The 22,750-nt window shown below is 70.0% G+C and carries 18 protein-coding genes; 10 read left to right on the top strand and 8 right to left on the bottom strand.

Annotated features, from left to right (window positions below; all coding sequences use genetic code 11):
* The first annotated feature begins 41 nt into the window (after positions 1-41).
* Positions 42-722: a PEP-CTERM sorting domain-containing protein gene (locus tag ACFHPP_RS04295; protein WP_437162023.1), complete on the top strand. Its 681-nt coding sequence runs from the start codon at positions 42-44 to the stop codon at positions 720-722.
* Between the two features lie 238 nt (positions 723-960).
* Here ACFHPP_RS04295 and ACFHPP_RS04300 read toward each other — a convergent pair whose 3' ends face one another.
* The gene (locus ACFHPP_RS04300) at positions 961-1,716 is read right to left on the bottom strand and encodes an HpcH/HpaI aldolase family protein (protein ID WP_430670267.1); all 756 of its coding nucleotides are present in this window, start codon (positions 1,714-1,716) and stop codon (positions 961-963) included.
* 125 nt (positions 1,717-1,841) lie between these two features.
* Here ACFHPP_RS04300 and ACFHPP_RS04305 point away from each other — a divergent pair, with 125 nt between their 5' ends.
* The 4 genes from ACFHPP_RS04305 (at position 1,842) to ACFHPP_RS04320 (ending at position 5,770) form a co-directional block, all read left to right on the top strand.
* A complete protein-coding gene (locus ACFHPP_RS04305; RefSeq protein WP_437162024.1) occupies positions 1,842-3,236 on the top strand; it encodes an FAD-binding oxidoreductase in 1,395 nt (464 codons plus the stop codon).
* Positions 3,237-3,411: 175 nt separating this feature from the next.
* Positions 3,412-4,641, top strand: coding sequence for an MFS transporter (locus ACFHPP_RS04310; protein ID WP_437162025.1), 1,230 nt, complete (start codon positions 3,412-3,414; stop codon positions 4,639-4,641).
* Between the two features lie 78 nt (positions 4,642-4,719).
* Complete coding sequence (locus ACFHPP_RS04315) at positions 4,720-4,854, top strand: hypothetical protein (RefSeq protein ID WP_437162026.1); 135 nt, start codon at positions 4,720-4,722, stop codon at positions 4,852-4,854.
* Positions 4,855-4,921: 67 nt separating this feature from the next.
* A complete protein-coding gene (locus ACFHPP_RS04320) occupies positions 4,922-5,770 on the top strand; it encodes a universal stress protein (protein WP_437162027.1) in 849 nt (282 codons plus the stop codon).
* Positions 5,771-5,797: 27 nt separating this feature from the next.
* Here ACFHPP_RS04320 and ACFHPP_RS04325 read toward each other — a convergent pair whose 3' ends face one another.
* The 7 genes from ACFHPP_RS04325 to ACFHPP_RS04355 all read right to left on the bottom strand — a co-directional run bounded on the left by ACFHPP_RS04325 (position 5,798) and on the right by ACFHPP_RS04355 (position 13,814).
* On the bottom strand, positions 5,798-6,550 hold the full coding sequence (locus tag ACFHPP_RS04325) for a class I SAM-dependent methyltransferase (protein ID WP_437162028.1): 753 nt from the start codon (positions 6,548-6,550) through the stop codon (positions 5,798-5,800).
* Between the two features lie 451 nt (positions 6,551-7,001).
* A complete protein-coding gene (locus ACFHPP_RS04330; protein ID WP_437162029.1) occupies positions 7,002-9,365 on the bottom strand; it encodes a calcium-binding protein in 2,364 nt (787 codons plus the stop codon).
* A 99-nt stretch (positions 9,366-9,464) separates the two neighbouring features.
* On the bottom strand, positions 9,465-10,649 hold the full coding sequence (locus tag ACFHPP_RS04335) for a CaiB/BaiF CoA transferase family protein (RefSeq protein WP_437162030.1): 1,185 nt from the start codon (positions 10,647-10,649) through the stop codon (positions 9,465-9,467).
* A 20-nt stretch (positions 10,650-10,669) separates the two neighbouring features.
* Positions 10,670-11,353: an IclR family transcriptional regulator gene (locus tag ACFHPP_RS04340; protein ID WP_437162031.1), complete on the bottom strand. Its 684-nt coding sequence runs from the start codon at positions 11,351-11,353 to the stop codon at positions 10,670-10,672.
* A complete protein-coding gene (locus tag ACFHPP_RS04345; RefSeq protein ID WP_437162032.1) occupies positions 11,353-12,324 on the bottom strand; it encodes a Bug family tripartite tricarboxylate transporter substrate binding protein in 972 nt (323 codons plus the stop codon). The genes ACFHPP_RS04340 and ACFHPP_RS04345 overlap by 1 nt, the downstream gene beginning before the upstream one ends.
* Before the next feature lie 81 nt (positions 12,325-12,405).
* Positions 12,406-12,930, bottom strand: coding sequence for a dihydrofolate reductase family protein (locus tag ACFHPP_RS04350; protein ID WP_437162033.1), 525 nt, complete (start codon positions 12,928-12,930; stop codon positions 12,406-12,408).
* Positions 12,927-13,814 (bottom strand): SMP-30/gluconolactonase/LRE family protein, encoded by an 888-nt coding sequence (locus ACFHPP_RS04355; RefSeq protein WP_437162034.1) that lies wholly within the window; start codon positions 13,812-13,814, stop codon positions 12,927-12,929. Before ACFHPP_RS04355 ends, ACFHPP_RS04350 begins: the two co-directional genes overlap by 4 nt.
* A gap of 57 nt (positions 13,815-13,871) precedes the next feature.
* On the opposite strand from ACFHPP_RS04355, the gene leuC reads away from it, so the two are divergent.
* The 5 genes from leuC (at position 13,872) to ACFHPP_RS04380 (ending at position 22,685) form a co-directional block, all read left to right on the top strand.
* Complete coding sequence (gene leuC, locus ACFHPP_RS04360) at positions 13,872-15,242, top strand: 3-isopropylmalate dehydratase large subunit (protein WP_437162035.1); 1,371 nt, start codon at positions 13,872-13,874, stop codon at positions 15,240-15,242.
* Complete coding sequence (gene leuD / locus ACFHPP_RS04365) at positions 15,242-15,838, top strand: 3-isopropylmalate dehydratase small subunit (protein ID WP_437162036.1); 597 nt, start codon at positions 15,242-15,244, stop codon at positions 15,836-15,838. Before leuC ends, leuD begins: the two co-directional genes overlap by 1 nt.
* A 127-nt stretch (positions 15,839-15,965) precedes the next feature.
* On the top strand, positions 15,966-17,108 hold the full coding sequence (locus ACFHPP_RS04370; protein WP_437162037.1) for an efflux RND transporter periplasmic adaptor subunit: 1,143 nt from the start codon (positions 15,966-15,968) through the stop codon (positions 17,106-17,108).
* A gap of 6 nt (positions 17,109-17,114) precedes the next feature.
* On the top strand, positions 17,115-20,279 hold the full coding sequence (locus tag ACFHPP_RS04375; RefSeq protein WP_437162038.1) for an efflux RND transporter permease subunit: 3,165 nt from the start codon (positions 17,115-17,117) through the stop codon (positions 20,277-20,279).
* A gap of 78 nt (positions 20,280-20,357) precedes the next feature.
* On the top strand, positions 20,358-22,685 hold the full coding sequence (locus tag ACFHPP_RS04380) for a xanthine dehydrogenase family protein molybdopterin-binding subunit (protein ID WP_437162039.1): 2,328 nt from the start codon (positions 20,358-20,360) through the stop codon (positions 22,683-22,685).
* Positions 22,686-22,750: the final 65 nt, after the last annotated feature.

Consider the following 22,750-nt stretch of genomic DNA (forward strand, 5'->3'; position numbering starts at 1 on the left):
CGTTATTGATCCCGGACCGTCGGAACCCAGGAGGATTGGACATGTCGTTCAGGACAAAGCTCGCCGTCGCGGGCATGATCTCGTGCATTGCCGTGTCAGCGCACGCGGCGCCAATTACCTATCTGGCGGCCGACGACGGTGTCAGTTCGCTGGCTCAGATGGTGAACTCGACCGCAGCCAACGCAAGCTTCCTGGCTGCCGCCGGCAACTTGAACACCGTCGATTTCGAATCGGCCCTACCCGCCAATCTGACCATCACGGGTGGCACCACGACAAACAATTCGGGGTGCGGCGCCCTGTGCGGGTTCAACACCACGCCGGGCGGCGGATTTTTCCGCAACGTGTCCGGCGGCTCGGTGACCTTCAGCTTCACCACCCTGGTCGATGCGTTCGGGTTCTACGTCAATGGGCTCCAGACGAATCTCGTCCCCCAGCAGACCATCGTCTACCAGGACGGCTCGTCGGTGACCCAGACGATCAATTTCCCCTCGGCGATCAACGGGGGCGGGGCGTTCGTCGGCTTCATCGACTTCGGACAGCTGATTTCCAGTGTGACGTTCAACGCGACGAATGACATCCTTGGATTTGACGACCTGCGCTTCGGCCGGTCGGCAACCAACCCCGGCGATCCGACGCCGGTTCCGGAACCCGCCTCGCTTGCACTCTTCGGCCTCGGCCTGTTCGGCCTCGCGGCCGCGCGCCGGCGCAAGCGGCTCGCGTAGGTCTGATCGCGGCTGCCGCCGGGCGGGGCCCTCGACACGTGCAACGGCGTTCGGCCCGCGGTCGTCGGGCCGGCGCCTGCCTCACGAACCTAGGGCCGTTTCACCTGCGCCATGCACAGGTGAAACGGCCCTAGCTGTTGATTTGGCGCATTTTCCGAGCCGTCAGGCGTATCCGCCTGACTTGAAAATGCTCGAGCGTCCGCTGGGACGGGGCTCGAACCCCGTCCCCTCGGGAAACTCAGCCCCTGGCGATGGCGACCTGGGCCTTCGCCGCCGTCAGCATCAACCCGCTGTCGTTCATGATGGTCGCCAGGTTGAAGCCGCGCTCGAACATCTGCTTGGTGTAGGCGCCGGTCATGGTGTGGATGCCGACCTTCACGCCCGCCGCCTGGGCGGTGTTGCGGATGCGGTCCAGCACGGCCAGGAACTCCGGCTCCTGCCGGTCCTGCAGCGGCGCCATGCCGAGCGACAGGCTGAGGTCGGACGGGCCGATATAGATCGCGTCCACGCCGGGCACCGCGACGATGGCTTCCAGATTGTCGAGCGCCGTCTTGGTCTCGATCATCGGGATGACCAGGATGTCGTCATTCGCCGCGTTGGTGTCGGCGGCGGCGCCGTAGATGCCGGACCGGATCGGGCCGAAGCTGCGCGTGCCCTTCGGCGGGTAGCGGCAGTAGGACACCAGGGCGCGGGCCTCGGATTCGGTGTTCACCATCGGGCAGATCACGCCCTTGGCCCCGCCATCCAGCACCTTGCCGATGATGCCCGGCTCGTTCCACGGCACGCGGACCATCGGCGTGACGCCGTGCGGCTGCATGCCCTGGAAGCAGGCGACCATGGACATGTAGTCCTGCACGCCATGCTGGATGTCGACCGTCAGGCTGTCCCAGCCGGCCTGGGCCATCACCTCGGCCGTGAAGCCGTGCGGGATGGCAAGCCATCCGTTGACCACCGGCTTGCCTGCCGCCCAGGCTGCCTTGACGCCGTTTGCCATCTTCGTCCGTCCCCAGTTGTACGATGACCGGACGCTAGGCCGGGGGGCGAGGGGCGTCAATTCGCCGCCCCCGGCTTTGCCCGGGCCGCCCGCGCATGGCATCCTGCCGGCACCAGGAGCGCCGCATGAACACGATCTCCCCCCGCCCGGTCGACGCCGTCATCGCCGCCGCCAGCGCCTTCCTCGGCGAGCGCATCACCACCAATGCGGCGCTGCGCGAACAGCACAGCCATGGCGAGGACAGCTCCACCCCGACGCTGCCGGACGCCGTCGCCTTCGTGCAGACGACGGAGGAAGTCAGCCGCCTGCTTGCCCTGTGCCATCAGCATGCGGTGCCCGTGGTGCCCTTCGGCGCCGGCACCAGCCTGGAGGGGCATGTGAACCCGGTCCGCGCCGGCATCAGCCTCGACCTGTCGCGGATGACCGCGGTGCTGGAGGTCAACGAGGCCGACATGGACTGCCTGGTGGAACCCGGCGTCACCCGCCAGCAACTGAACGAGCATCTGCGCGACAAGGGCATGTTCTTCCCGGTCGACCCCGGCAGCCACTGCACGCTCGGCGGCATGGTCGCGACCCGGGCTTCCGGCACCAACGCCGTGCGCTACGGCACGATGCGGGAGAACACGCTGGGGCTGGAGGTGGTGCTGGCCGATGGCCGCGTGATCACCACCGGCGGCCGCACCCGCAAGGCCGCCAACGGCTACGACCTGACGCGGCTGTTCATCGGCAGCGAGGGCACGCTCGGCGTGGTCACGAAGATCCGCCTGCGCCTGACCGGCATCCCGGAGGCGATGAGCAGCGCCGTGGTGCAGTTCCCGACCCTGGCCGCGGCGGTCGAGAGCACCATCCAGGTCATGCAGCTCGGCATCCCGGTGGCGAGGATCGAGCTGCTGGACGACGACATGATGGCCGCCGCCATCGCCTTCTCGAAGCTCGATGGCTTCCAGCCGGTCACCACGCTGTTCCTGGAATTCCACGGCACCGAGGCCGGCGTTGCCGAACAGGCGGCGCTGGTCGAGGCGATCACGACCGAGAACGGCGGCTCCGGCTTCCGCTGGGAAACCGACCCCGCCGCGCGCGCGAAACTGTGGAAGGCGCGGCATGACAGCTACTGGGCCGGCGTCGCCTGGATCCCCGGCCGCCGCGCGCTGACCACCGATGTCTGCGTGCCGATCTCCCGCCTGGCGGAGGCGCTGGTCGGCGCCAAGGAGGAAGCCAGGTCGCTCGGCCACACCACCTGCATCGTAGGCCACGTCGGCGACGGCAACTTCCACCAGATGATACTGTACGACCCGGCCGACCCGAAGGGCCTGGAAGGCGCCTGGGACATGGACCAGCGCGTGGTGGCGCGCGGCCTGTCGCTCGGCGGCACCTGTTCCGGCGAACACGGCATCGGCCTTGGCAAGCGCGACTTCCTGGAAGCCGAGCACGGCGCCGGCGCGCTCGACGTGATGCGCAGCCTGAAAGTGGCGCTCGATCCGCACGGCATCATGAATCCGGGGAAGATGTTCCGGAACTGACGGGCTGCGGAAGAAGTCCTCTCCCCCTCTTATGGGGGAGAGGGTTGGGTGAGGGGGACGTGCAGGTGGCGGTCGGTTTGATGCATCTTGCTGTGCCCCCCTCACCCACCGTCGGACGCATGCCTCCAACCCCCCCAAAAGGGGAGAGGGCTCTTTCGGCGATCTAATGAACGAGATGTCCGCCCCCACGCGCATCGGCGCCGTGACCCCCGTGGCGATCCTGGTGCTGTGCCTCGGCCACATCTTCTCCAACGCGGTCCGCACCATCCCGGCGGTCGCGGTGGATGTGCTGACGCGCGACCTCGGCATCTCGGCGGAGGCGCTGGCGCAGATCACCGGCGCCTTCCCGCTGGCCTTCGCCATGGTGATGATCCCGGTCGGCATCGCGCTGGACCGCCACGGCGTGAAGCGGGTGGCGCTTGGACTTCTTTCGGTCGCCGGCGTCGGCGCGGTGCTGGGCGCGCTGGCGACAGGGCCGTGGTCCATGCTGGCGGCGCAGGTGGTGCTGGGGGCCGGCTGTTCCGGCATGTTGATGTGCCCGATCACCTTCGCCGCCCGCGGCCTGTCCACCGCCCGTTTCGCCGTCTGGTCCGGCCTGATCCAGGCCGTGGGCAACACCGGCATGCTGCTGTCCGCCAGCCCGCTGGCGCTGCTGGTGGAGGCGGTGGACTGGCGCGCCGGCTTCTGGGCCTGTTCCGGCATCGCGCTGCTGGCGATCCCGATGGTGGCGCTGCTGGTGCCGTCGGATCGGCCCGCCGCCACCGCGCCGCGCAGCCTCGGCACCGATGTGCGGGAGGTGGCGCGGATGGCGGCCCAGCCCGCCCTTCGCGGTGTCATGGTGTTCACCTTCGCCTCCTTCGCCGCCGTGCTCGGCCTGCGCGGGTTGTGGGGCGGGCCGTGGCTGATGGATGTGAAGGGGCTCGACCGGGTGGCCGCCGGCAACGTGCTGCTGGCCTGCACCGTGGCGCTGACGGCCGGGCCGCTGCTGGCCGGCCTGGTGCTGCGCCGCATCGGCCGCGCGCCCGCGCTGCTGGCCGGCAGCCACCTGGCTTGCGCCGGGATGATCCTGCTGCTGGTCGCCGGCAGGCCGGGCGGCTGGTTGTCCGAAGCAGCGGGCCTGCCGATGCTGCCGGTATCCTGGGACCTGGCGCTGCTGGTGCTGTTCGGCCTGGTGATCTCGTTCCAGGTGCTGGCGTTCTCCATCGTGCGCTCGGCGGTGCCGCCGGACCAGGCGGGGCGGGCGCTGTCGGCCGCCAACCTGTTCTTCTTTGCGGGGGCCGCGGTGCTGCAAGGCGCCTCGGGCGCCATGGCCGGCTGGGGCGGCCCGGCGGCGGCGCTGTCCACCTTCGCGGTGGCGCTGGTGGTGTGCTCGCTCGGCTTCCTGGCGCTGCGGCCGCGCCGCTGAGACCGATCCGGCTTCCCGTTGTTGCAACTGTCGCTTCGGGAAGGCGCGCTGCTACCGTCCGGGCGGGAGGATGGCTGCATGCTCAGGCTCATCGGGTTGCTGGTGGTGCTGGCGGGGCTGGCCCTTGGCGGGCATTGGGTGCTGGTGCGGGGCGCGACCGCGCAGGGCGAGATCGGGCGGATCGCCGCAGGCACCTGCGCCGCCTGCCACTGAACCGCGACAGGGGTGGGTGCCGCGCCGGCTGGTCCTGCGGTATCCTCCGGCTTCAGGAGGATCGCCCATGCTGCGCAGCATTCTGGTCGCCTTGGACGACACGCCCGGCGCGAAGGCCGCACGCGACGCCGCCTTTGCCCTGTCCCGCCGCAGTGGCGCCGTGCTGACCGCGGCGGTGGTGCTGGACCGCCCGCATACCCAAAGCGAGCATGAGTTCGTCCCGATCGGTGGCGCCGCCTTCAAGGCGCGCCGCGACGCCGCCCTGGCGAAGCGCGCGGCGGAGGATGCGACGGTGGCGCTGGCCGAATGCGCGCAGGCCGCAGCCGGGCACCCCTATACGGAACTGCAACTGGACGACGCGCCGGAGCCCGCCTTGCTGCGCGCCGGCGCCACGCACGACCTGCTGGTGATCGGCCGCGACAGCACGCTGGGCCTGGAGGCGACCGAGGATGGCGTCGCCCCGGTGATCGAGCGGCTGCTGATGGACGGCGCCCGCCCGCTGCTGGTCATTCCACCCGGCAGCGTGCCGGTGGACAGTGTGCCGGCGGAGGGCCCGGTGCTGGTGGGCTATGACGCCTCGATTCCCGCCATGGCCGCCCTGCAACTGTTCGCCCTGCTCGGGATGGGGGAGGGCGCGCCGGTCCGCGTCGCTTCCGCGGCGGAGACGCGGGAGGCGGCGCTCGCCATGGCCGAGGAGGCCTGCACCTACCTGCGTCGCCACGGGCTGGATGCGACGCCGATGGCGCTGGTCGGCGACCGCCCTGCGGACCTGCTGCTGGCCGAGGCGGAGGGCCTGCGCGCCCGACTTCTGGTGGTGGGATCGTACGAGGAGAGCGGCCTGCGCCGGCTGTTCACCGGCAGCGCCACCCACGTCTTGCTGCAACGCGCCACCTGCCCCGTCTTCATCCACCACTGACGCAATCGGCACGCGAGCGGGTTCGGTTCAGCCCGGCGCCCTGTCGAAGCGGATCAGCACCGGGTTGCCGACGACCTGCGTGGCGCCGATCGCCCGCAGCATCCGTTCGGTCCAGCGCAGCACGCCGAGCCGCCCGAGCACCCGGTGCGCCACCATGGGCAGCACGAACTGCTTGTAGGTCGCCACCACTGCGAAGCCGTTCGCCGCGAAAGCCTCCCGCACCTCGGAATCGCGGAAGGTCCGGTAGGTGCGGGTGTGGTGTTCGACCGCCCGCTTCAGCGGGAAAGCCACGAGGGACAGCGCGTTGAGGCTGGCGAAGGTGGGGTAGTCGATCACCACGCTCTGCCGCGCCACCCGGCACATCTCCCGCACCAGGCCACGCCAATCCTGCATGTGCGCCATCAGGCGGATGCTGACCACCGCGTCGAAGTGCCCGTCGCCGAAGGGCATCTCCAGCAGGTCGCCGGCTTCGAAGCGCACCTGGTTGGCCAGGGGGCCGGCGTTCCAGCGCTCGCCACAGCGCGTGTCGCTGCCGAAGATCGTCACCTCGCAGCCGTGCCGCGCCAAGGGCGCCACCGTCTGCAGGTGGCCACCGCCCACATCCAGCACGGTGCGGCCCAGTGCCGAGGGCGCGTGGCCCAGCAGGCTGACGACCCCATCCTCCTGCACGCCGAGCATGTAGTGGCCGGCCGGTCCTGCGAAGCGCAGGGCGTAGCGTTCGGAGGAGGTCTCGAGGTCCGGCGTCTCGCGGACCCTGGACATGGCGGTGGCGGAACACATTGCGGCGGCATCTCCAGGCCAGGGCAACGGTGCAATTTGCCTTGATGTCGCCTTCTTTCACACCACAAGCCTACGTTATACCTTACTGATTCATTATCAACTGCTTCACGATTGGCGTGACCGGCGGCACGGCGCCTGCCGACCACGCGGGCACGCCTGCCCCGACGGGACCTGCGCCAACTCAATTGTTGGCTGCGATGACCCGAAACGACCGGATCGTGGCCGGTCACGCCGGGTCCTGCCTTGCAGGATCTTCATGTGGATCTGCGGCGCGAAGGCCCGCTTGTCCCGGCAGCCCCGAGGCGATGAAGGTCCGGGACCGGAGCAACCGATCCACAGGTCCCGCCATCTCGATGAGCTGGATCGCGATGCAGGACGTAACAAATATTGTTACGTAATTTGGGCGATGCCAGCCTGGTCGGCCGTCAATCCGCGCGCCGCGTGACGCGGCTCAGGTAAACCAGAGCAGGCCGTCGAACTGCAACGGCGTGGGCAGGTCCGCCTGCGTCCTGCCGGCCCAGGTCACGCTGGTGTCGATGGTGCCATCGCCGTTCAGGTCGGCATGCAGGGTAATGCCGCGATAACCCGCCGTGCCGTCCTCGGCCGCCCAGTTCAGCACGCTGAGACCGGGCCGGAAGCCCCAGATGGAGAGCTGCTCGCGCTCCTGCATCCAGAAGGGCTGCTGCCAGTCGGTGATGGTGGACCAGGTGGTGGTGCCGCCACGGCCATCCAGGAAGAAGACGTCGCGGCCCTGGTTGCCGGTCAGGAAGTTGGACCCGGTGCCGCCATCGATCACGTCGTGGCCGCCGCCGCCATCCACGGCATCGTCACCGCCCAGCGCATTGATGAAGTCATGGCCATCGGTGCCGCCGAAGATCTCGTCGGCGCCGCTGCCGAGCAACTGCCAGTCGAGGCCGTCGACCGGGCCGGCATAGGCCTGCCCGATCCTGAGCATGCTGGCGCCGTCCTGCCGGCTCGTGGCGGCGAACAGCCCGTCGAATCCTGTCCCGAGGTCAAGCAGCCTGTCGCGGGTCTCGATGCGTTCGATGCCGATCAGCGTGTCCGCGCCCAGGACGCTTCCCCCCGGGCTGTCGAGGCGCGTCACGATCAGGCCCGCACGGCTGCCATAGCTATCGAGATAGGGTGCCAGGACAAGTTGGTCGAAGGAGAAGCCGCGGTAGGCGGCGATGTCGAAATAGTCGATCCGGTACTGGTCGCCCCGTCCATAGGTCTGGGCGCCGCCGCCATCCAGCAGGTTGTTGCCGTCACCGCCATCCAGCGTATCGTGGCCCCACCCGCCAATCAGCGTGTCGTTTCCGGCCTGACCGTTCAGCCAGTCACTGCCGGCATTGCCGTAGCCTCCGATGCTGTCGTCGCCGGCGCCGCCGAAGACGGAGTTCTGGCCGGACCCGAGATCGATGGTGTCGGCGCCCGCGCCACCGAAGATGACGCTGTAGGCGTCCCAATGGCCGACGATCCGGCGGCCCTCTGCGGCTGGTGGAGAGAAGACGAACTGGTCCGGACCCAGCCCGGCCAGCGCCGTGTGGCGCAGGACCAGACCCGTATCGCCGAGGTCGATCACGACATCCGCCCCGTCCTGCCGCGCGAACAGCAGCAGGCTTGCCAGGTCCGGAACCAGGGTACCCGACAGATCGACCACGTCGCCCGGTGACAAATCCCAGATGTCGGCGAAGCCGGCGTAGCCCGTGAACCGGACCTCACCCTCCTCCGTCAGATGGCTGCTGCCCGGAAAGAGGATGAACAGGTCGTCGCCTGGCCCGCCTCCCATGACAGGGGTGCCGCCCGATGCAATGAGCGTGTCGGCCCCGGCGCCGCCGAGCATCAGGTCGTTTCCCCAGCCTCCGACCAGACGGTCATCGCCACCGCCACCGACCAAGGTGTCCAAGTTGCCGCCGCCTTTCAGCGTGTCGTTGCCGGCACCGCCGAACAGCACATCCACCTGGGCGGTGCCCGTCAGGTCGCGCGGTGCAGGATCGGTCGCGAAGACGAAGCTGGCGTCCGTCAACGCAGCCATCGGCGTCGCCTGGACCACCACCCGCACGCTGGCGCCCTGGACGGTGAGATGGATGCCGACATCGGTGCCGCCCGGGCCGGAGCCGGATTGCACCTGCATCACCGTGGCCAGATCCTCCAGCCCGGTCACGCCGAAGGCGGACAGGTCGATGAGGTCGCCGGCGGTGAAGTCCGTGATGGTGTGGGTCCTGCTGGCGCCGGCCAGCGCCTCGATGATGAAGCGGTCGTCGCCGGCGCCGCCCGTCAGCGTGGCATTGCCGGCGCCGCCGGCCAGCGTGTCCGCGCCGGCGCCGCCGAACAGCGTGTCCGCGCCCCCGCTGCCGGACAGGCGGTCATCCCCCAGCCCGCCGAACAGCACGTCCGCGGCGGCCGTGCCGCCGACCTCCCGTCCCGCCAGGCTGGTATCGAGCAGGAAGGCGGACGCGGTGAGATCGGCGGGCCCGAAGTCCAGGATCGTCAACCGGTCCGTCAACCCGCCAAAGGTCAGGCTGAGCGTCGCGTCGCCGAACACTGATCGCCCGAGGAAAGGCGCCAGATGGGCGAGATCGGAAATGCCGAGCCTTGAAAGGTCGATGACGTCGCCGCCGCCGAAATCCTGGATGACATCGCTGCCGAAGCCGCGGCCATGCAGGACGAAACGGTCATCACCGGCGCCGCCGACCAGCACGTCGTTGCCGGCGCCGCCGTCCAACGTGTCATTGCCGCCGAGCCCCTCCAGCGTATCGGCGCCTGCCGTTCCCTCCAGGACCTCCGCATCGGAGGTTCCCGCCAACTTCGGCATGTACCGACTCCAAAATCTCTCGCGTATATTCCTTAAACCGATGATGGTCGCGACGAGACTCTTTCGGGAGCATTTCGTCTTGGTGGCGTTGCGCCAGGGCTATCCGGCGAGGATGCCGGTGGCGCGCAGCGCGGCAATCTCCGCCGCCGAGTAGCCGAGTTCCGCCGCGATCTCCGGCCCATCCTCCCCCGGCCGCCGCAAATCGCCGGTGCCGCCGGGGCGGGCGCCGTCGATGGAAACCGGCAGCGCCGGCAGGTCGATGGGGCTGCCATCCGGCAGGGTCAGCGGCACCAGGCCGCCGGAGCCGAGCAGATGCGGGTCCTCGAACAGGTCGGCCGGCTTGCCGATCGGCGCGAAGGGCAGGCCGAGCGCCTCGCACTTCGCCATGAGTTCGGGCTTGGTGTAGGCGGCGAGCGCGGCGGCGATGCGGGGGATGGTCCGATCCCGCTCCCCCACGCGCTGCTGCTTGGTGGCCAGGCTCGGGTCGGCGCCCAGATCCTCAAGGCCGAAGGCGGCGCAGAAGGCCGGCCATTGCGTGTCCGTCACCACGCCGACGAAGACCTGCCCGCCATCGGACGTCGCGAAGATGTCGTAGACCGGCCAGGCCGGGCGGCGGACCGACATCGGCGGCGGGGCGCTGCCGGTGATCTTTGTCTGCGCCATGTGCTGCGCCATCAGCAGCGCCACCGTCTCGAACAGCCCGGCCTGGATCTCGCCGCCCTGGCCGGTGCGCTGGCGTTCCGACAGCGCGGCCAGGATGCCGACGACGGCGGAAAGCCCGCCCATGATGTCGATGACGGAGGATCCGGCGCGCAGCGGGCGGCCCTCCAGCCCGGTCATGTAGGCGAGCCCGCCCATCATCTGCACCACCTCGTCCAGCGCCGTGCGGTGCTCATAGGGGCCGGGCAGGAAGCCCTTGCAGGAACAATAGACGAGGCCCGGGTTCAGCGCCGACAGCTCGGCGAAGCCCAGGCCGAGCTTCGCCATGGCGCCGGGGCGGAAATTCTCCACCAGCACGTCGGTCTTCACAGCCAGCCGGCGGACCAGCGCCAGCCCTTCCGGCGCCTTGATGTCGATGCACAGGCTGCGGCGGCTGCGCTGGAAGGCGGCGTAGAAGCCGGTGCCGGACCCGGTCAGGCGCCGCGTCGAATCCCCCTCCGGCGCCGGTTCCACCTTGATGACCTCCGCACCCAGATCGGCCAGCGTCATCCCGGCGGTCGGGCCCATCACCATGTGGGTGAATTCAAGGACGCGGATCCCCTTCAGCGGGGTCGGGCTGGTCATGCGTGTCGCTCCGGTCGCGGCTACAGGTCGCCGCCGAGTCTTCGGCTGAGATCGGACGCGGCTTCCGCCACCGCCGCAAGATGCGCCTCCGCCCTTTCCTGCATCCGCGCCTTGGGGCCGGACAGGCCGAGCGCCCCGGCCAGCCCGCCACCCGGCCCGAAGACGGCGGCGGCGATGGCGGCGGTGTCCGGGTTGCGCTCGCCGAAGGTGGCGACGGCGCCGAGGCTGCGCGGGTCGGCCGCCGCCAGCACCCGGCCGCCGGCACCGGCCGGCAACGGCACCAGGTCGCCCACCGAAAGGTCGTCGCGGATGCGGTTGGGGCTGCGCACGCGCGCCAGGCAGAGCCGGTGCCCGGCATGGCGCACCCAGAAGGAGGCGGTCTCGCCGGAGCGTTCCGCCAGCGCCGCCAGCAGGGTCGGCAGATGCCGTTCCACCGGCTGCGCACGGGCATACAGCGTGCCCCAGCGGAACAGCATCGGCCCCAGCGCCCAGCGCCCGTCCGGCAGCCGCGCGGCGCAGCGGCCACGCTCCAGCGAGGCGAGCAGCCGCAGGATGGTGCTTTTGTACAACCCGGTGCGGGCGGCGAGTTCCGCCAGCGTCAGCGCCGCATCGCCATCCCGGAAGGCGCCGAGGATGGCCAACGCGCGATCGACGGCGGCGACGCCGTCTTTCTCCTCGGCCGCTGGGCTGGGCAACGCGTCCATCAGCCGGCCCGCACGCCGGCCTCGCGCAGGATGACGGCCCATTTGGCCATCTCCGCCGTGACGAAGGCCTGTGCCTCTGCCGGGCTGTTGCCGACAAGGCGCTCCGCGCCGAGTTCGGACAGGCGGGTACGGGTGGCGGGCTCCGCCAGTACGGCGGCGACCTCCTGCTGCAGGCGGTCGATGATGGGGGCGGGGGTGGTGGCCGGGGCGAAGACCGCCTGCCAGACCATGAAGGTGGCGTCCCGAAAACCGGATTCCGCCATGGTCGGCACTTCCGGCATCACCGGGCTGCGGCTGGGGCCGGAGATGGCGAGCGCGCGGGCGCGGCCGCCCTGCGCCAGCCCGAAGGCGGTCAGCCCGGCGTCGTACAGCATGTCCAGCGTGCCGGAGGCGAGGTCGAGCGCCGCCGGGGCGCCGCCGCGATAGGGCACCTCCGTCATGCGGATGCCGGCGGCGCGCAGGAACAGCAGGCTGACCAATTGCAGGGCGCCACCACCGCCGGTGCTGCCATAGGACAGCTTCTCCGGATTGGCGCGCGCGAAGGCGACGAAATCCGCCAGCGTCCGGTGCGGCGAATTGGGCGGCACCAGCAGCACCATCGGGCTTTCCGCCACGATGGTGACGGGCTTGAGGTCGGCGGCCGGGTCATAGTCCAGCTGCGGGTACAGCGCCCTGGTCACGGCGTGGCCTATGTTGTGGAACAGCAGCGTGTGGCCATCGGCGGGCGCCTTGGCGACGAAGGAACTGCCGATGGCGCCGCCCGCGCCCGTGCGGTTTTCCATCACCACGCGCTGCGGCAGGCGCTGCGACAGCCGGTCCGCCACCAGGCGCCCGATGACATCCGTGGCGCCGCCGGCGGCATAGGGCAGCACCATGCGGATCGGCCGGCTCGGCCAGGGTTCCTGCGCGTGGGCGGGCAGGCCAACGAGAAGGGCGGGTGCGGCGAGCAGCGCGCGGCGATGGATGGTCATGGACGGTGCCTCCCTTGTGTTCTGTCCAGCAGAACATCGTTCTATTCTCCAGGAATGATTGCGCCGTGGCCGCCCGAGCGGTCAAGCATTTCGTTGGTAGACCAGGTGCAGCGACCCGCCCGCCACCGTCGCGCAATGCACGAGTTTCAGCCGCAATTCGGGCGTGCCGGGCGGGAACAGTGGGATGCCGTCGCCCAGGATGATGGGCAGCACCGCCATCTCCAGCCGGTCCAGCCGGCCGATCTCCATCATGCCGCGGATCAACTCCCCGCCGCCTACAACCCAGACCCGCGCGCAGCTTTCCAGTTCCGCCGCGATCGCCGGCAGGTCGCCTTGCCGTGCCTCGACGCCGGGCGGTGCATCCGGCAGCGCCCGGCTGGTGACGACCAGCACCCGCTTGCCGGGGTAGGGCCATTCGCCCATGCCGCGCACCGCCTCGTAGGTGCCGCGACCCATCAGGATGGCGTCCACGGACTCGTAGAAGGCGTCGAAGCCACCGGCCTCCGGCGGCGGCCCACCCTCCACCAGCCAATCCTGTACCGAGCCATCCGGGCGGGCGATGCGGCCATCGAGCGACGTGGCGATGTGGCAGTGGAACAGCGTCACGGCGCCGGGATCTCCGCCGCCAGCAGGCTGCCGGACTGGCTTTCGGTGATGACCAGGGTGCGGCCATCCGGCGCGAAGGCGCAGTTGGTCGGCATGCGGCCGAAGCCGGTGCAATCCACCCGGTGCGTCGCCACGCCATGCGGGTCCACCACCCAGACCTGGCCATGCCCGGGATTCGCCACGAACAGCCGCCCCGCCGCATCCACCGCCAGGCCATCGGGGCCCGATGTGCCGGCCGGCACGCGGAAGAACAGGTTCGCCTTCGCCACCACCGCATCCGGCCGCAGCGCGAAGCGCCAGACCTCGCAGGATCGGGTCATGGCGACCAGTAGGTGCGTGCCCTCGCGGTTCAGCACCAGGCCGTTCGGGCTCGGGCCGTTGCCGATCAGCTTGTCGAGCCGCCCATCCGGGTGCCGCCGCCAGACCCGGCCCGTCGGGTCCTGCAAGCCGGTCTGGCCCTGGTCGGTGAACAGGATGCTGCCATCGGGGTGCAGGATCAGGTCGTTGATGCCGCGCAGACCCTCGCTGAGGATCGTCTCCAGCAGCGGCGCCATGGCGCCCGTGCGGGGGTCCAGGCTCAGCACGCCGTGGCGGTAATCCGCGACCAGCAGATCCTCCTCCCGCGCCGCCAGGCCGTTCGGCCAACCCTCATACTCCGCCACCACATGCCAATGGCTGCCGGAGACCTGGAAGATGCGGCCATGCGGGATGTCGGTGCAGAACAGGTTGCCGCCGCCGTCGAAGCAGGGGCCTTCCAGGAAGCTGTCCACCGCGGCGCCAGCGCGGTTCGCCTCCGCCCAGGCGCTGGGCCGCATCCGGCGCAGCGCCTCCGGCAGGCGAGAGAGCAGGGTGGGGGCGATGACGGCCGGCGCGGTGTTCCACATTTTCACGAGATTGCCCGGCCCTTGCCGCTGCGGCTAGGCAGGGCCAATCTGCCGCGCATGGGAAGAACGCTGTTTCAGAAGATCTGGGACCGGCATGTCGTGCAGGCGCGCGACGATGGCCTGGCGCTGCTGTATGTCGACCGCCACTATTTCCACGAGGGCAGTTTCCACGCCTTCAACATCCTGCGCGCGCGCGGCCTGAAGGTGCGCCGGCCGGACCTCAGCTTCGGCTTCGGCGACCACTACGCGCCCACCACTGGCCGCAGCACCGAGGCCATCGCCGATCCCGAGATTCGCGGCATCATCGAGACCTTCGAGCAGAATGCCCGCGCGCATGGCATCCGCGCCTTCGAACTGGCGGACCCGGACCAGGGCATCGTGCATGTCGCCGGGCCGGAACAGGGGCTGACCCTGCCGGGCATGACGGTGGTGTGCGGCGACAGCCACACCTCCACCCATGGCGCGCTCGGCGCCCTGGCCTTCGGCATCGGCGCCTCCGAGGTCGCGCATGTGCTGGCGACGCAGACCATCTGGCAGTCGGCGCCGAAGCAGATCCGCTGCAACTTCGAGGGCACCCTGCCCGCCGGCAGCACGTCGAAGGACATGGCGCTGGCATTGATCGCCCGCATCGGCACCGGCGGCGGGCTGGGTGGGGCGATCGAATTCGCCGGTGCCGCGGTGCGGAGGCTGTCCATCGAATCACGCCTGACGCTCTGCAACATGGCGATCGAGGCCGGCGCCCGCACCGGCATGGTGGCCCCCGACGCCACCACCGCCGCCTGGCTTGCCGGCCGCCCCTTCGCCCCGCCGCGGCCGAACCCGGCCTGGGACGCACTGTTCAGCGACGAGGATGCCGCCTTCGACGCGGAGGTGACGCTGGACGCCGGCGCCATCGCGCCCATGGCCACCTGGGGCACCAGCCCGGAGGAAGCCGTGCCCCTCTCCGGCCGCGTGCCCCGCCTGGAGGAGGCACCGGACGAGGCCCGGAAGAAGGCCTGGGCGCGCAGCCTGGACTACATGGGCCTGCAGGGTGGGGAGGCGATGGAGCAGGTGAAGCTGGACCGCGTCTTCCTCGGCTCCTGCACCAACGCAAGGCTGGACGACCTGCGCGAAGCCGCCGCCGTGCTGCGCGGCCGCCACATCGCCGTGCCCATGCTGGTCTCGCCCGGCTCCTCCCGCGTCAAGCGCGCGGCGGAGGCGGAGGGGCTGGACCGCATCTTCCGGGAGGCCGGGGCGCGGTGGGAGGAAAGCTCCTGCGCGCTGTGCGTCTCCATGCATGGCGAGACGGTGGGGGAGGGGGAGCGCTGCGCCTCCACCTCCAACCGTAACTTCGCCGGTCGCCAGGGACGGGGGGCGCGGACGCACCTGGTCTCGCCCGCCTCCGCCGCGGCCTCCGCGCTGACGGGCCGGCTGGTGGCAGCATCCTGATGGAGCCGTTCCGCACGCTGACGGCCATCGCCGCGCCGCTCGACCTGGCGAATGTCGACACCGACCAGATCATGCCGGCGCGCTTCATGCGGCGGCCGCGCGACGAGCGCTACGTGGCCTACGGCTTCCACGACCTGCGCTTCGAGCCGGACGGCGTGACGCGGAAGGATTTCATCCTGAACCGCGCGCCCTTCGACCAGGCCGGCATCCTGGTGGCCGGGCGCAATTTCGGCGTCGGCTCGTCGCGGGAGGCGGCGGTGTATGCGCTGCTCGCCATGGGCATCCGCAGCGTCGTCGCCGAGTCCTTCGGCGACATCTTCTTCTCCAACGCCCTGAAGAACGGCCTGGTGCCGGTTCGGCTGCCGGAGACCACCGTCGCCGGCCTGCGCAGCACCCTCGTGGCGCATCCCGGCACCACACTTTCCGTTGATCTGGAGACTCAGATACTGACCGCACCGGGTGGTGCGGCGCATCAATTCGTCATTCCCGGGTTCGCGCGCGATTGCCTTCTTCGCGGGCTGGATGAAATCGGTCTGACATTGACGTTGGAAGCCGAGATAGCGGCCTACGAAGCCCAGCACGCCCCAAGTCTGTAACACTCAGGAAACTTGACGCGGCAAGTCGGCATAGGTTTGGCTGCCTCCAAATCTTGGATGCCTTCCCATGCTGTCTCGGGTCCCGGCCGCGCTTCGTGCGGCCATTTGCGGTTGTATGGCCTTGGTCATGGCGCCACCGGCGCAGGCGCAGTTCGGCCCGCAGGGGCCGCCCGCCGTCGGCGTGCTGTCGGTGGAACGCCGGCCGGTGACGGAACGCACTGAATTCGTCGGGCGGGTGGAAGCGCAGGACCGCGTGGACCTGCGCGCCCGCGTCACCGGCTTCCTGCAGGAACGCCCGTTCCGGGAGGGCCAGGAGGTGACCGAGGGCCAGGTGCTGTTCCGCCTGGAACGCGCGCCCTTCGAGGCCGAGGTCGCCCGCGCCCGCGCCACCGTCGCCTCCGCCGAGGCGGAATTGCAGAACGCCAACAGCGCCCTCGCCCGCGCGCGCGACTTGGTGCGCAGCCAGGCCGGCACGCAGGTGCGGGTGGAGGAAGCCACGGCGGCGCAGCGCACCGCGCAGGCCAACCTGCTCGGCGCCCAGGCGCAGCTTCGCGTGGCGGAGATCAGCCTCGGCTATACCGAGATCACGGCGCCCTTCGCCGGCAAGGTCGGCCGTTCCACCTTCTCCGTCGGCGCCGTGGTCGGCCCGACCAGCGAGAAGCTGGCGACCGTGGTCAGCCAGGACCCGATGCGCGTGTCCTTCCCCGTGAACCTGCGCACCGGCAGCGAGTTGCGCGACCGCTACGCGACCCGCGGCGGCGCCGATGCCACCCGCGTGCGCATCCGGCTGGTGACGGGCGAGCTTTACGGCCAGACCGGCCGCATCGACTTCATCGACCCGCAGGTGGACCGCAACACCGACACGGTCCTGGTCCGCGCGCTGATCCCGAACCCGCCGCGCGCCACCAACGGTGCCGGCAACAGCGATGGCAGCATCGACCGCGAATTGATCGACGGCATGTTCGTCAACGTCTTCGTCGAGGGCGCCGAGCCGGTGCAGGCCGTGGTGATCCCGCGCAGTGCCGTGCTGCAGGACCAGCAGGGTAACTACGTCTGGGTGCTCGACGCCGAGAACAGGCCGCAGCGCCGCCCGCTGACGCTGGGCCGCAGCATCGAGGACCAGGTGGTGGTGGAGACCGGGCTCGAGACCGGGGAGACCGTGGTGGTGGAGGGCGTGCAGCGCGTCCGCCCCGGCCAGGCAGTGCAGCCCGGCCCGGCCACCGCACCCATGCGCGCCCCCGCGGGTGCCGCGGCCGGCCGGCAGGGCTGACCGCGCATGATCTCCGCCGTCTTCGTCGATCGCCCGCGGCTGGCGATCGTGCTCTCCATCCTGCTGACGCTGGCCGGCGGCCTGGCGATGCTGCGCATTCCCGTGGCGCAGTTCCCGGACATCGTGCCGCCGCAGGTTTCCGTCACCACCAGCTATGGCGGCGCCTCCGCCGCCGTGGTCGAATCGACCGTGGCGCAGGTGATCGAAAGCGCCGTCAACGGCGTGGAAGGCATGATCTACATGTCCTCCAACAGCGCCAATGACGGCAGCTACAACCTGTCCGTCTCCTTCGCGCTCGGCACCAACCCGGACATCGCCACCGTCAACGTCAACAACCGCGTGCAATCCGCACTCGCGCGACTGCCGCAGGAGGTGCAGCGCGCCGGCGTGACGGTGCGCAAGCAATCCTCCGCCGTGCTGCAGTTCATCGCCGTGACCTCGACCAACCCCGAGCACGACGCGCTGTTCATCTCCAACTATGTCACCATCAACATGCTGGACCGGCTGGCGCGCACGCCCGGCATCGGCCAGGCGCAGATTTTTGGCGCGCGCGACTATTCCATGCGAATCTGGTTCGAGCTGGACCGGCTGATCAGCCTGAACCTGACCCCCGCCGACGTCATCGCCGCCATCCAGTCGCAGAACGTGCAGGCGGCGGTGGGCCGCATCGGCGCGCAGCCGATCTCGGACGACCAGCAGTACCAGATCAACATCCAGACCCAGGGTCGCCTGACGACGCCGGAGGAATTCGGCGACATCGTCATCCGCGCGAACCCCGAAGGCTCCCTCCTGCGGCTGCGCGACGTGGCGCGGGTGGAGCTGGGTGCGGCGCGCATCGACCAGGAAAGCCGGCTGAACGGCCGCCCGGCGGTGACCATCGCCACCTACCTCTCGCCCGGCGCCAACGCGGTCTCCGCCGCCGCCAACCTGGCCGGCGTGCTGTCCGACATGTCGCGGCGCTTCCCGGAGGGGATGCAGACCCAGGTGTTCTACGACACCTCCACCTTCGTCGTGGACACCATCTACGAGGTCATCGTCACCCTGATCGAGGCCTTCATCCTGGTGGTGGTGGTGGTGCTGCTGTTCCTCGGCAGCTTCCGGGCCACGATCATCCCGGTGATCGCCGTGCCGGTCAGCCTGATCGGCACCTTCGCCGCGCTGCTGCTGCTGGGCTTCTCCGCCAACACAGTCACGCTTCTCGCCATGGTGCTCGCCATCGGCATCGTCGTCGACGACGCCATCGTGGTGGTGGAAAACGTCGAGCGGGTGATGTCGGAAGAACCGCACCTGACGCCGGCCGAGGCGACCAAGAAGGCGATGCGGGAAATCACCGCGCCGATCATCGCCATCACCCTGGTGCTGCTGTCCGTCTTCGTGCCGGTCGGCTTCATCCCGGGCCTGTCGGGCGTGCTGTTCAGCCAGTTCGCGGTGACCGTCTCGGTCGCGATGATCATCTCGGCGTTCAACGCGCTGACCCTGTCCCCCGCGCTCTGCGCCATGTTCCTGCGGCCGCATCCACCCGGCCACGGGCCGCGGAAGGGCATCCTGGCGCGGGTGATGCGCGCCATCGACTGGGTGCGCGACCGCTACGGCAACATCGTCGCCCGCCTGGTGCGGTTTTCCATCCTGTCGCTGCTGCTGGTCGCGGTCTCCGCCGGCGGCATCCTGTTCCTGGCGAACCGCACGCCGCAGGGCTTCCTGCCGGCCGAGGACCAGGGCGCCTTCTTCGTGCAGATGCAGTTGCCGGCCGGCGCCAGCCTGTCCCGCACCCGCGCCGCGGTGGAACAGGCGGAGGCGATCATCGCCCCGGTGCCCGGCGTGGACCGCGTTCTGGCCATCGTCGGCTTCAGCCTGATCGATGGCGGCTCGCAGTCCAACGCCGCCTTCATCGTGGTGCGGATGAAGCCGTTCGAGGACCGGACGACGGTGCAGGAAAGCGTGTTCTCCGCCATCGGCACGGTGTTCGGCGCGACGCAGCAGATCCGGGCCGCCAACACCTTCGCCTTCAACATCCCGCCGATCATCGGATTGGGCACCGGCGGCGGCTTCGAGTACCAGATGCAGAACCTGGAAGGTCGCCCGCCGGAGGAAATGGCGAGCGCCATGCAGGGCCTGGCGGCGGCGGCGAACCAGGATCCGCGGCTGACGGCGGTGTTCTCCACATTCACCGCCAACACGCCGTCGCTGTTCCTCGATGTGGACCGCGACAAGGCGCAGGCGCTGGGCATCCGCATCAGCGACATCTTCAACGCGCTGCAGACCACGCTGGGCGGCTTCTACGTCAACGACTTCAACATCTACGGCCGGTCCTGGCAGGTGAACATCCAGGGCGAGGCGACGGACCGCGACGACATTCCCGACCTGTGGCGCATCCATGTGCGCAACAGTGCCGGGGAGATGGTGCCGCTGCGCTCCGTCGCCGATGTGCGCATCGTGCTCGGCCCGCAGACCATCAACCGCTACAACAACGTGCGTTCGGTGCGCATCGGCGGCTCGCCCGCCCCGGGCGTTTCCTCGGGCGATGCGCTGGCGGCGATGGAGGCGTTGTCGGACACCGCGCTGCCGCAGGGCTACGGCTATGAATGGACCGGCACCGCGTTCCAGGAAAAGCAGGCGAGCGGCCAGACCGGCATCATCATGGCGCTGGCGCTGCTGTTCGCTTATTTGTTCCTGGTTGCGCTGTACGAAAGCTGGGTGATCCCGATCCCGGTGCTGCTGTCGATCTCGGTCGGCGCGCTGGGATCCTTCGCGGCGATCAGCCTCGCGGGCATGTCGCTCGATGTCTATGCCCAGGTCGGGCTGGTGGTGCTGATCGCGCTGGCCGCCAAGAACGGCATCCTGATCGTCGAATTCGCCAAGGAGAAGCGGGAAGCCGGGCTGCCGATCCGGGAGGCGGCGATCATGGGCGCGCGGCTGCGCTTCCGCGCCGTCATCATGACCTCCTTCGCCTTCATCCTGGGGCTGGTGCCGCTGGTGATCGCCTCCGGCGCCGCCAGTGCCTCCCGCCGCGCCGTCGGCACGCCGGTGTTCGGCGGGATGATTGCGGCCTCCCTGGTCGGCATCTTCATCATCCCGATGCTGTATGTCGTGTTCCAGACGATGCGGGAGGGGGTGAAGGCCCGCTTCGGCCGCAAGGCGGTGGCGCCGCCACCGCCGGCGGCGGCCGAGTAGGGCTTTGTCCCGAACCCCCCTTCACGCGGGGCGGTTCGGCAGCAGATACTAGGCCAAACCAGTGGAGGGTCTGACGCCATGGCGAAGTTCGGAGTGAGCCAATCGGTGCGGCGGGTCGAGGACCCCCGCCTGCTGACCGGCCGGGGCCAGTACACGGACGACATTGCGATGCCGGGCCAGGCCTACGGCATCGTGCTGCGCAGCCCGCAGGCGCATGCCCGCATCGCCAGCCTGGACACCAGCGCCGCCAAGGCCGTGCCCGGCGTGCTGGCCGTGGTCACCGCCGCGGACCTGAAGGCCGCCGGCATCGGCGACCTGCCCTGCCTGATCCCGCTGAAGAACCGCGATGGCTCGCCCCGCGCCAACACCCCCCGCCCGGCGCTGGCCGATGGGGTGGTGCGCCATGTCGGCGACCCGGTCGCCTTCATCGTCGCCGAGACCGCCCAGGCCGCCCGCGACGGCGCCGAGGCGGTGATGGTGGACTACGAGGAACTGCCGGCCGTCACCGACCTGGCCGTGGCCTTCCAGCCGGGCCAGCCGCTGGTCTGGCCGGATACCGCCAACAACATCTGCTTCGACTGGGAAGCCGGCGACAAGGCGAAGGCAGACGCCGCCTTCGCCCGTGCCGCCCATGTCACCCGCCTGACCGTGGTGAACAACCGCGTCGTCGTGAACAGCATGGAAGCCCGCGCCGCCGTCGCCGGCTGGGTCGGCGGCAAGCTGACGCTGCACACCAACACCCAGGGCTCCTGGCTGCTGAAGGGCCTGCTGGCCGACCCGATCTTCAAGATCGCGCCCGAGGATGTCCGCGTGGTGACGCCGGATGTCGGCGGCGGCTTCGGCATGAAGCTGTTCCTGTACCCGGAACACGTGCTGGTGTGCTTCGCCGCCCGCCAGGTCGGCCGCCCGGTGCGCTGGGCCAGCGACCGCAGCGAGGCCTTCCTTTCGGATACGCACGGCCGCGACAACATCACGCTCGGCGAGCTCGCCACCGATGCGGACGGCAAGTTCCTGGCGCTGCGGACGCGCAACTATGCCGGCATGGGCGCCTATCTCTCGACCTTCGCGCCCTTCATCCCGACCGGCGCCGGCACCAAGGTCCTGGCCAGCGTCTATGGGTTCGAGGCGATCCACGCCAACGTCATCGGCGTGCTGACCAACACCGTGCCCGTCGATGCCTATCGCGGCGCCGGCCGGCCCGAGAGCAACTACCTGGTCGAACGCCTGATCGACGCCGCCGCGCGGGAGTTGAAGATCGACCGCATCGAGCTGCGCCGCCGCAACATGGTCAGCAAGACGGCGATGCCCTTCACCACCGCCATGGGCCAGCGCTACGACAGCGGCGACTTCTCCCAGCTCATGGACGCAGCCCTGGCGAAGATCGACTGGGACGGCTTCCCCACCCGCCGCGCCGAGGCCGCGCGCCGCGGCAAGCAGCGTGGCATCGGCCTGGCCTACTACCTGGAGGCCACCGGCGGCGCGGCGACGGAGAACGCCAAGGTCGTCTTCGCCGATGACGGTTTCGTCGATGTCTATGTCGGCACCCAATCCACCGGCCAGGGCCACGAGACTGCCTATTCCATGATGACCAGCCATGAGCTGGGCATCCCCATCGAGAAGATCCGCGTGAAGCAGGGCGACAGCGAAACCCTGCCCTCCGGCGGCGGCACCGGCGGCGCGCGCAGCCTGTATTCCGAAGGCCAGGCCATCCTGGTGACCACCGCCAGCGTCATCGAGAAGGGCAAGCAGGCCGCAGCCGAGCAGCTCGAGACCTCCGCCGCGGACATCGAGTTCGTCCCGGCGGCCGGGCGCTTCGAGGTGGCCGGCACGGACCGCGGCGTCGGCATCCTGGAACTTGCCGCGGAACAGCGCCGCCGCGTCGCCTCCGGCGCCTCCGCCATCCTGCTGGACACGATGGAGACGGCGAACATCGAGTTCCACACCTTCCCCAATGGCTGCCACGTGGCGGAGGTCGAGGTCGACCCCGAGACCGGCATCGTCACCGTGCCGCGCTACATCGTGGTGGACGATGTCGGCCACGCGCTGAACCCGCTGATCGTGCGCGGCCAGGTGCATGGCGGCGTGGCGCAGGGCATCGGCCAGGCACTGCATGAGCGCACCGCCTATGACAACGGCTCCGGCCAGCTGCTGTCCGCGTCCTTCATGGACTACTGCCTGCCGCGCGCCGAGGACCTGCCGGACATCGACGTCGACCTGATCGAGGTGACCTGCGAGACCAACCCGATGGGCGTGAAGGGCGCCGGCGAGGCCGGGGCCGTGGGCTCCCCGCCCGCCGCGATCAACGCGCTGGTCGATGCGCTGTCGGGTGCGGGCGTGACGCATATCGACATGCCGGCGACGCCGGAGATCGTCTGGAAGGCGCTCGCCACCGCCAAGGCGGCCTGACCGAGAGGCCCTCTCCCCCTGCTCGAGGGGAGAGGGTGGGGTGAGGGGGCAGCGCCCCCTACGAA

This window comes from Falsiroseomonas sp. E2-1-a20 (genome assembly GCF_051433195.1).
Taxonomy (GTDB): Bacteria; Pseudomonadota; Alphaproteobacteria; order Acetobacterales; family Acetobacteraceae; genus Falsiroseomonas.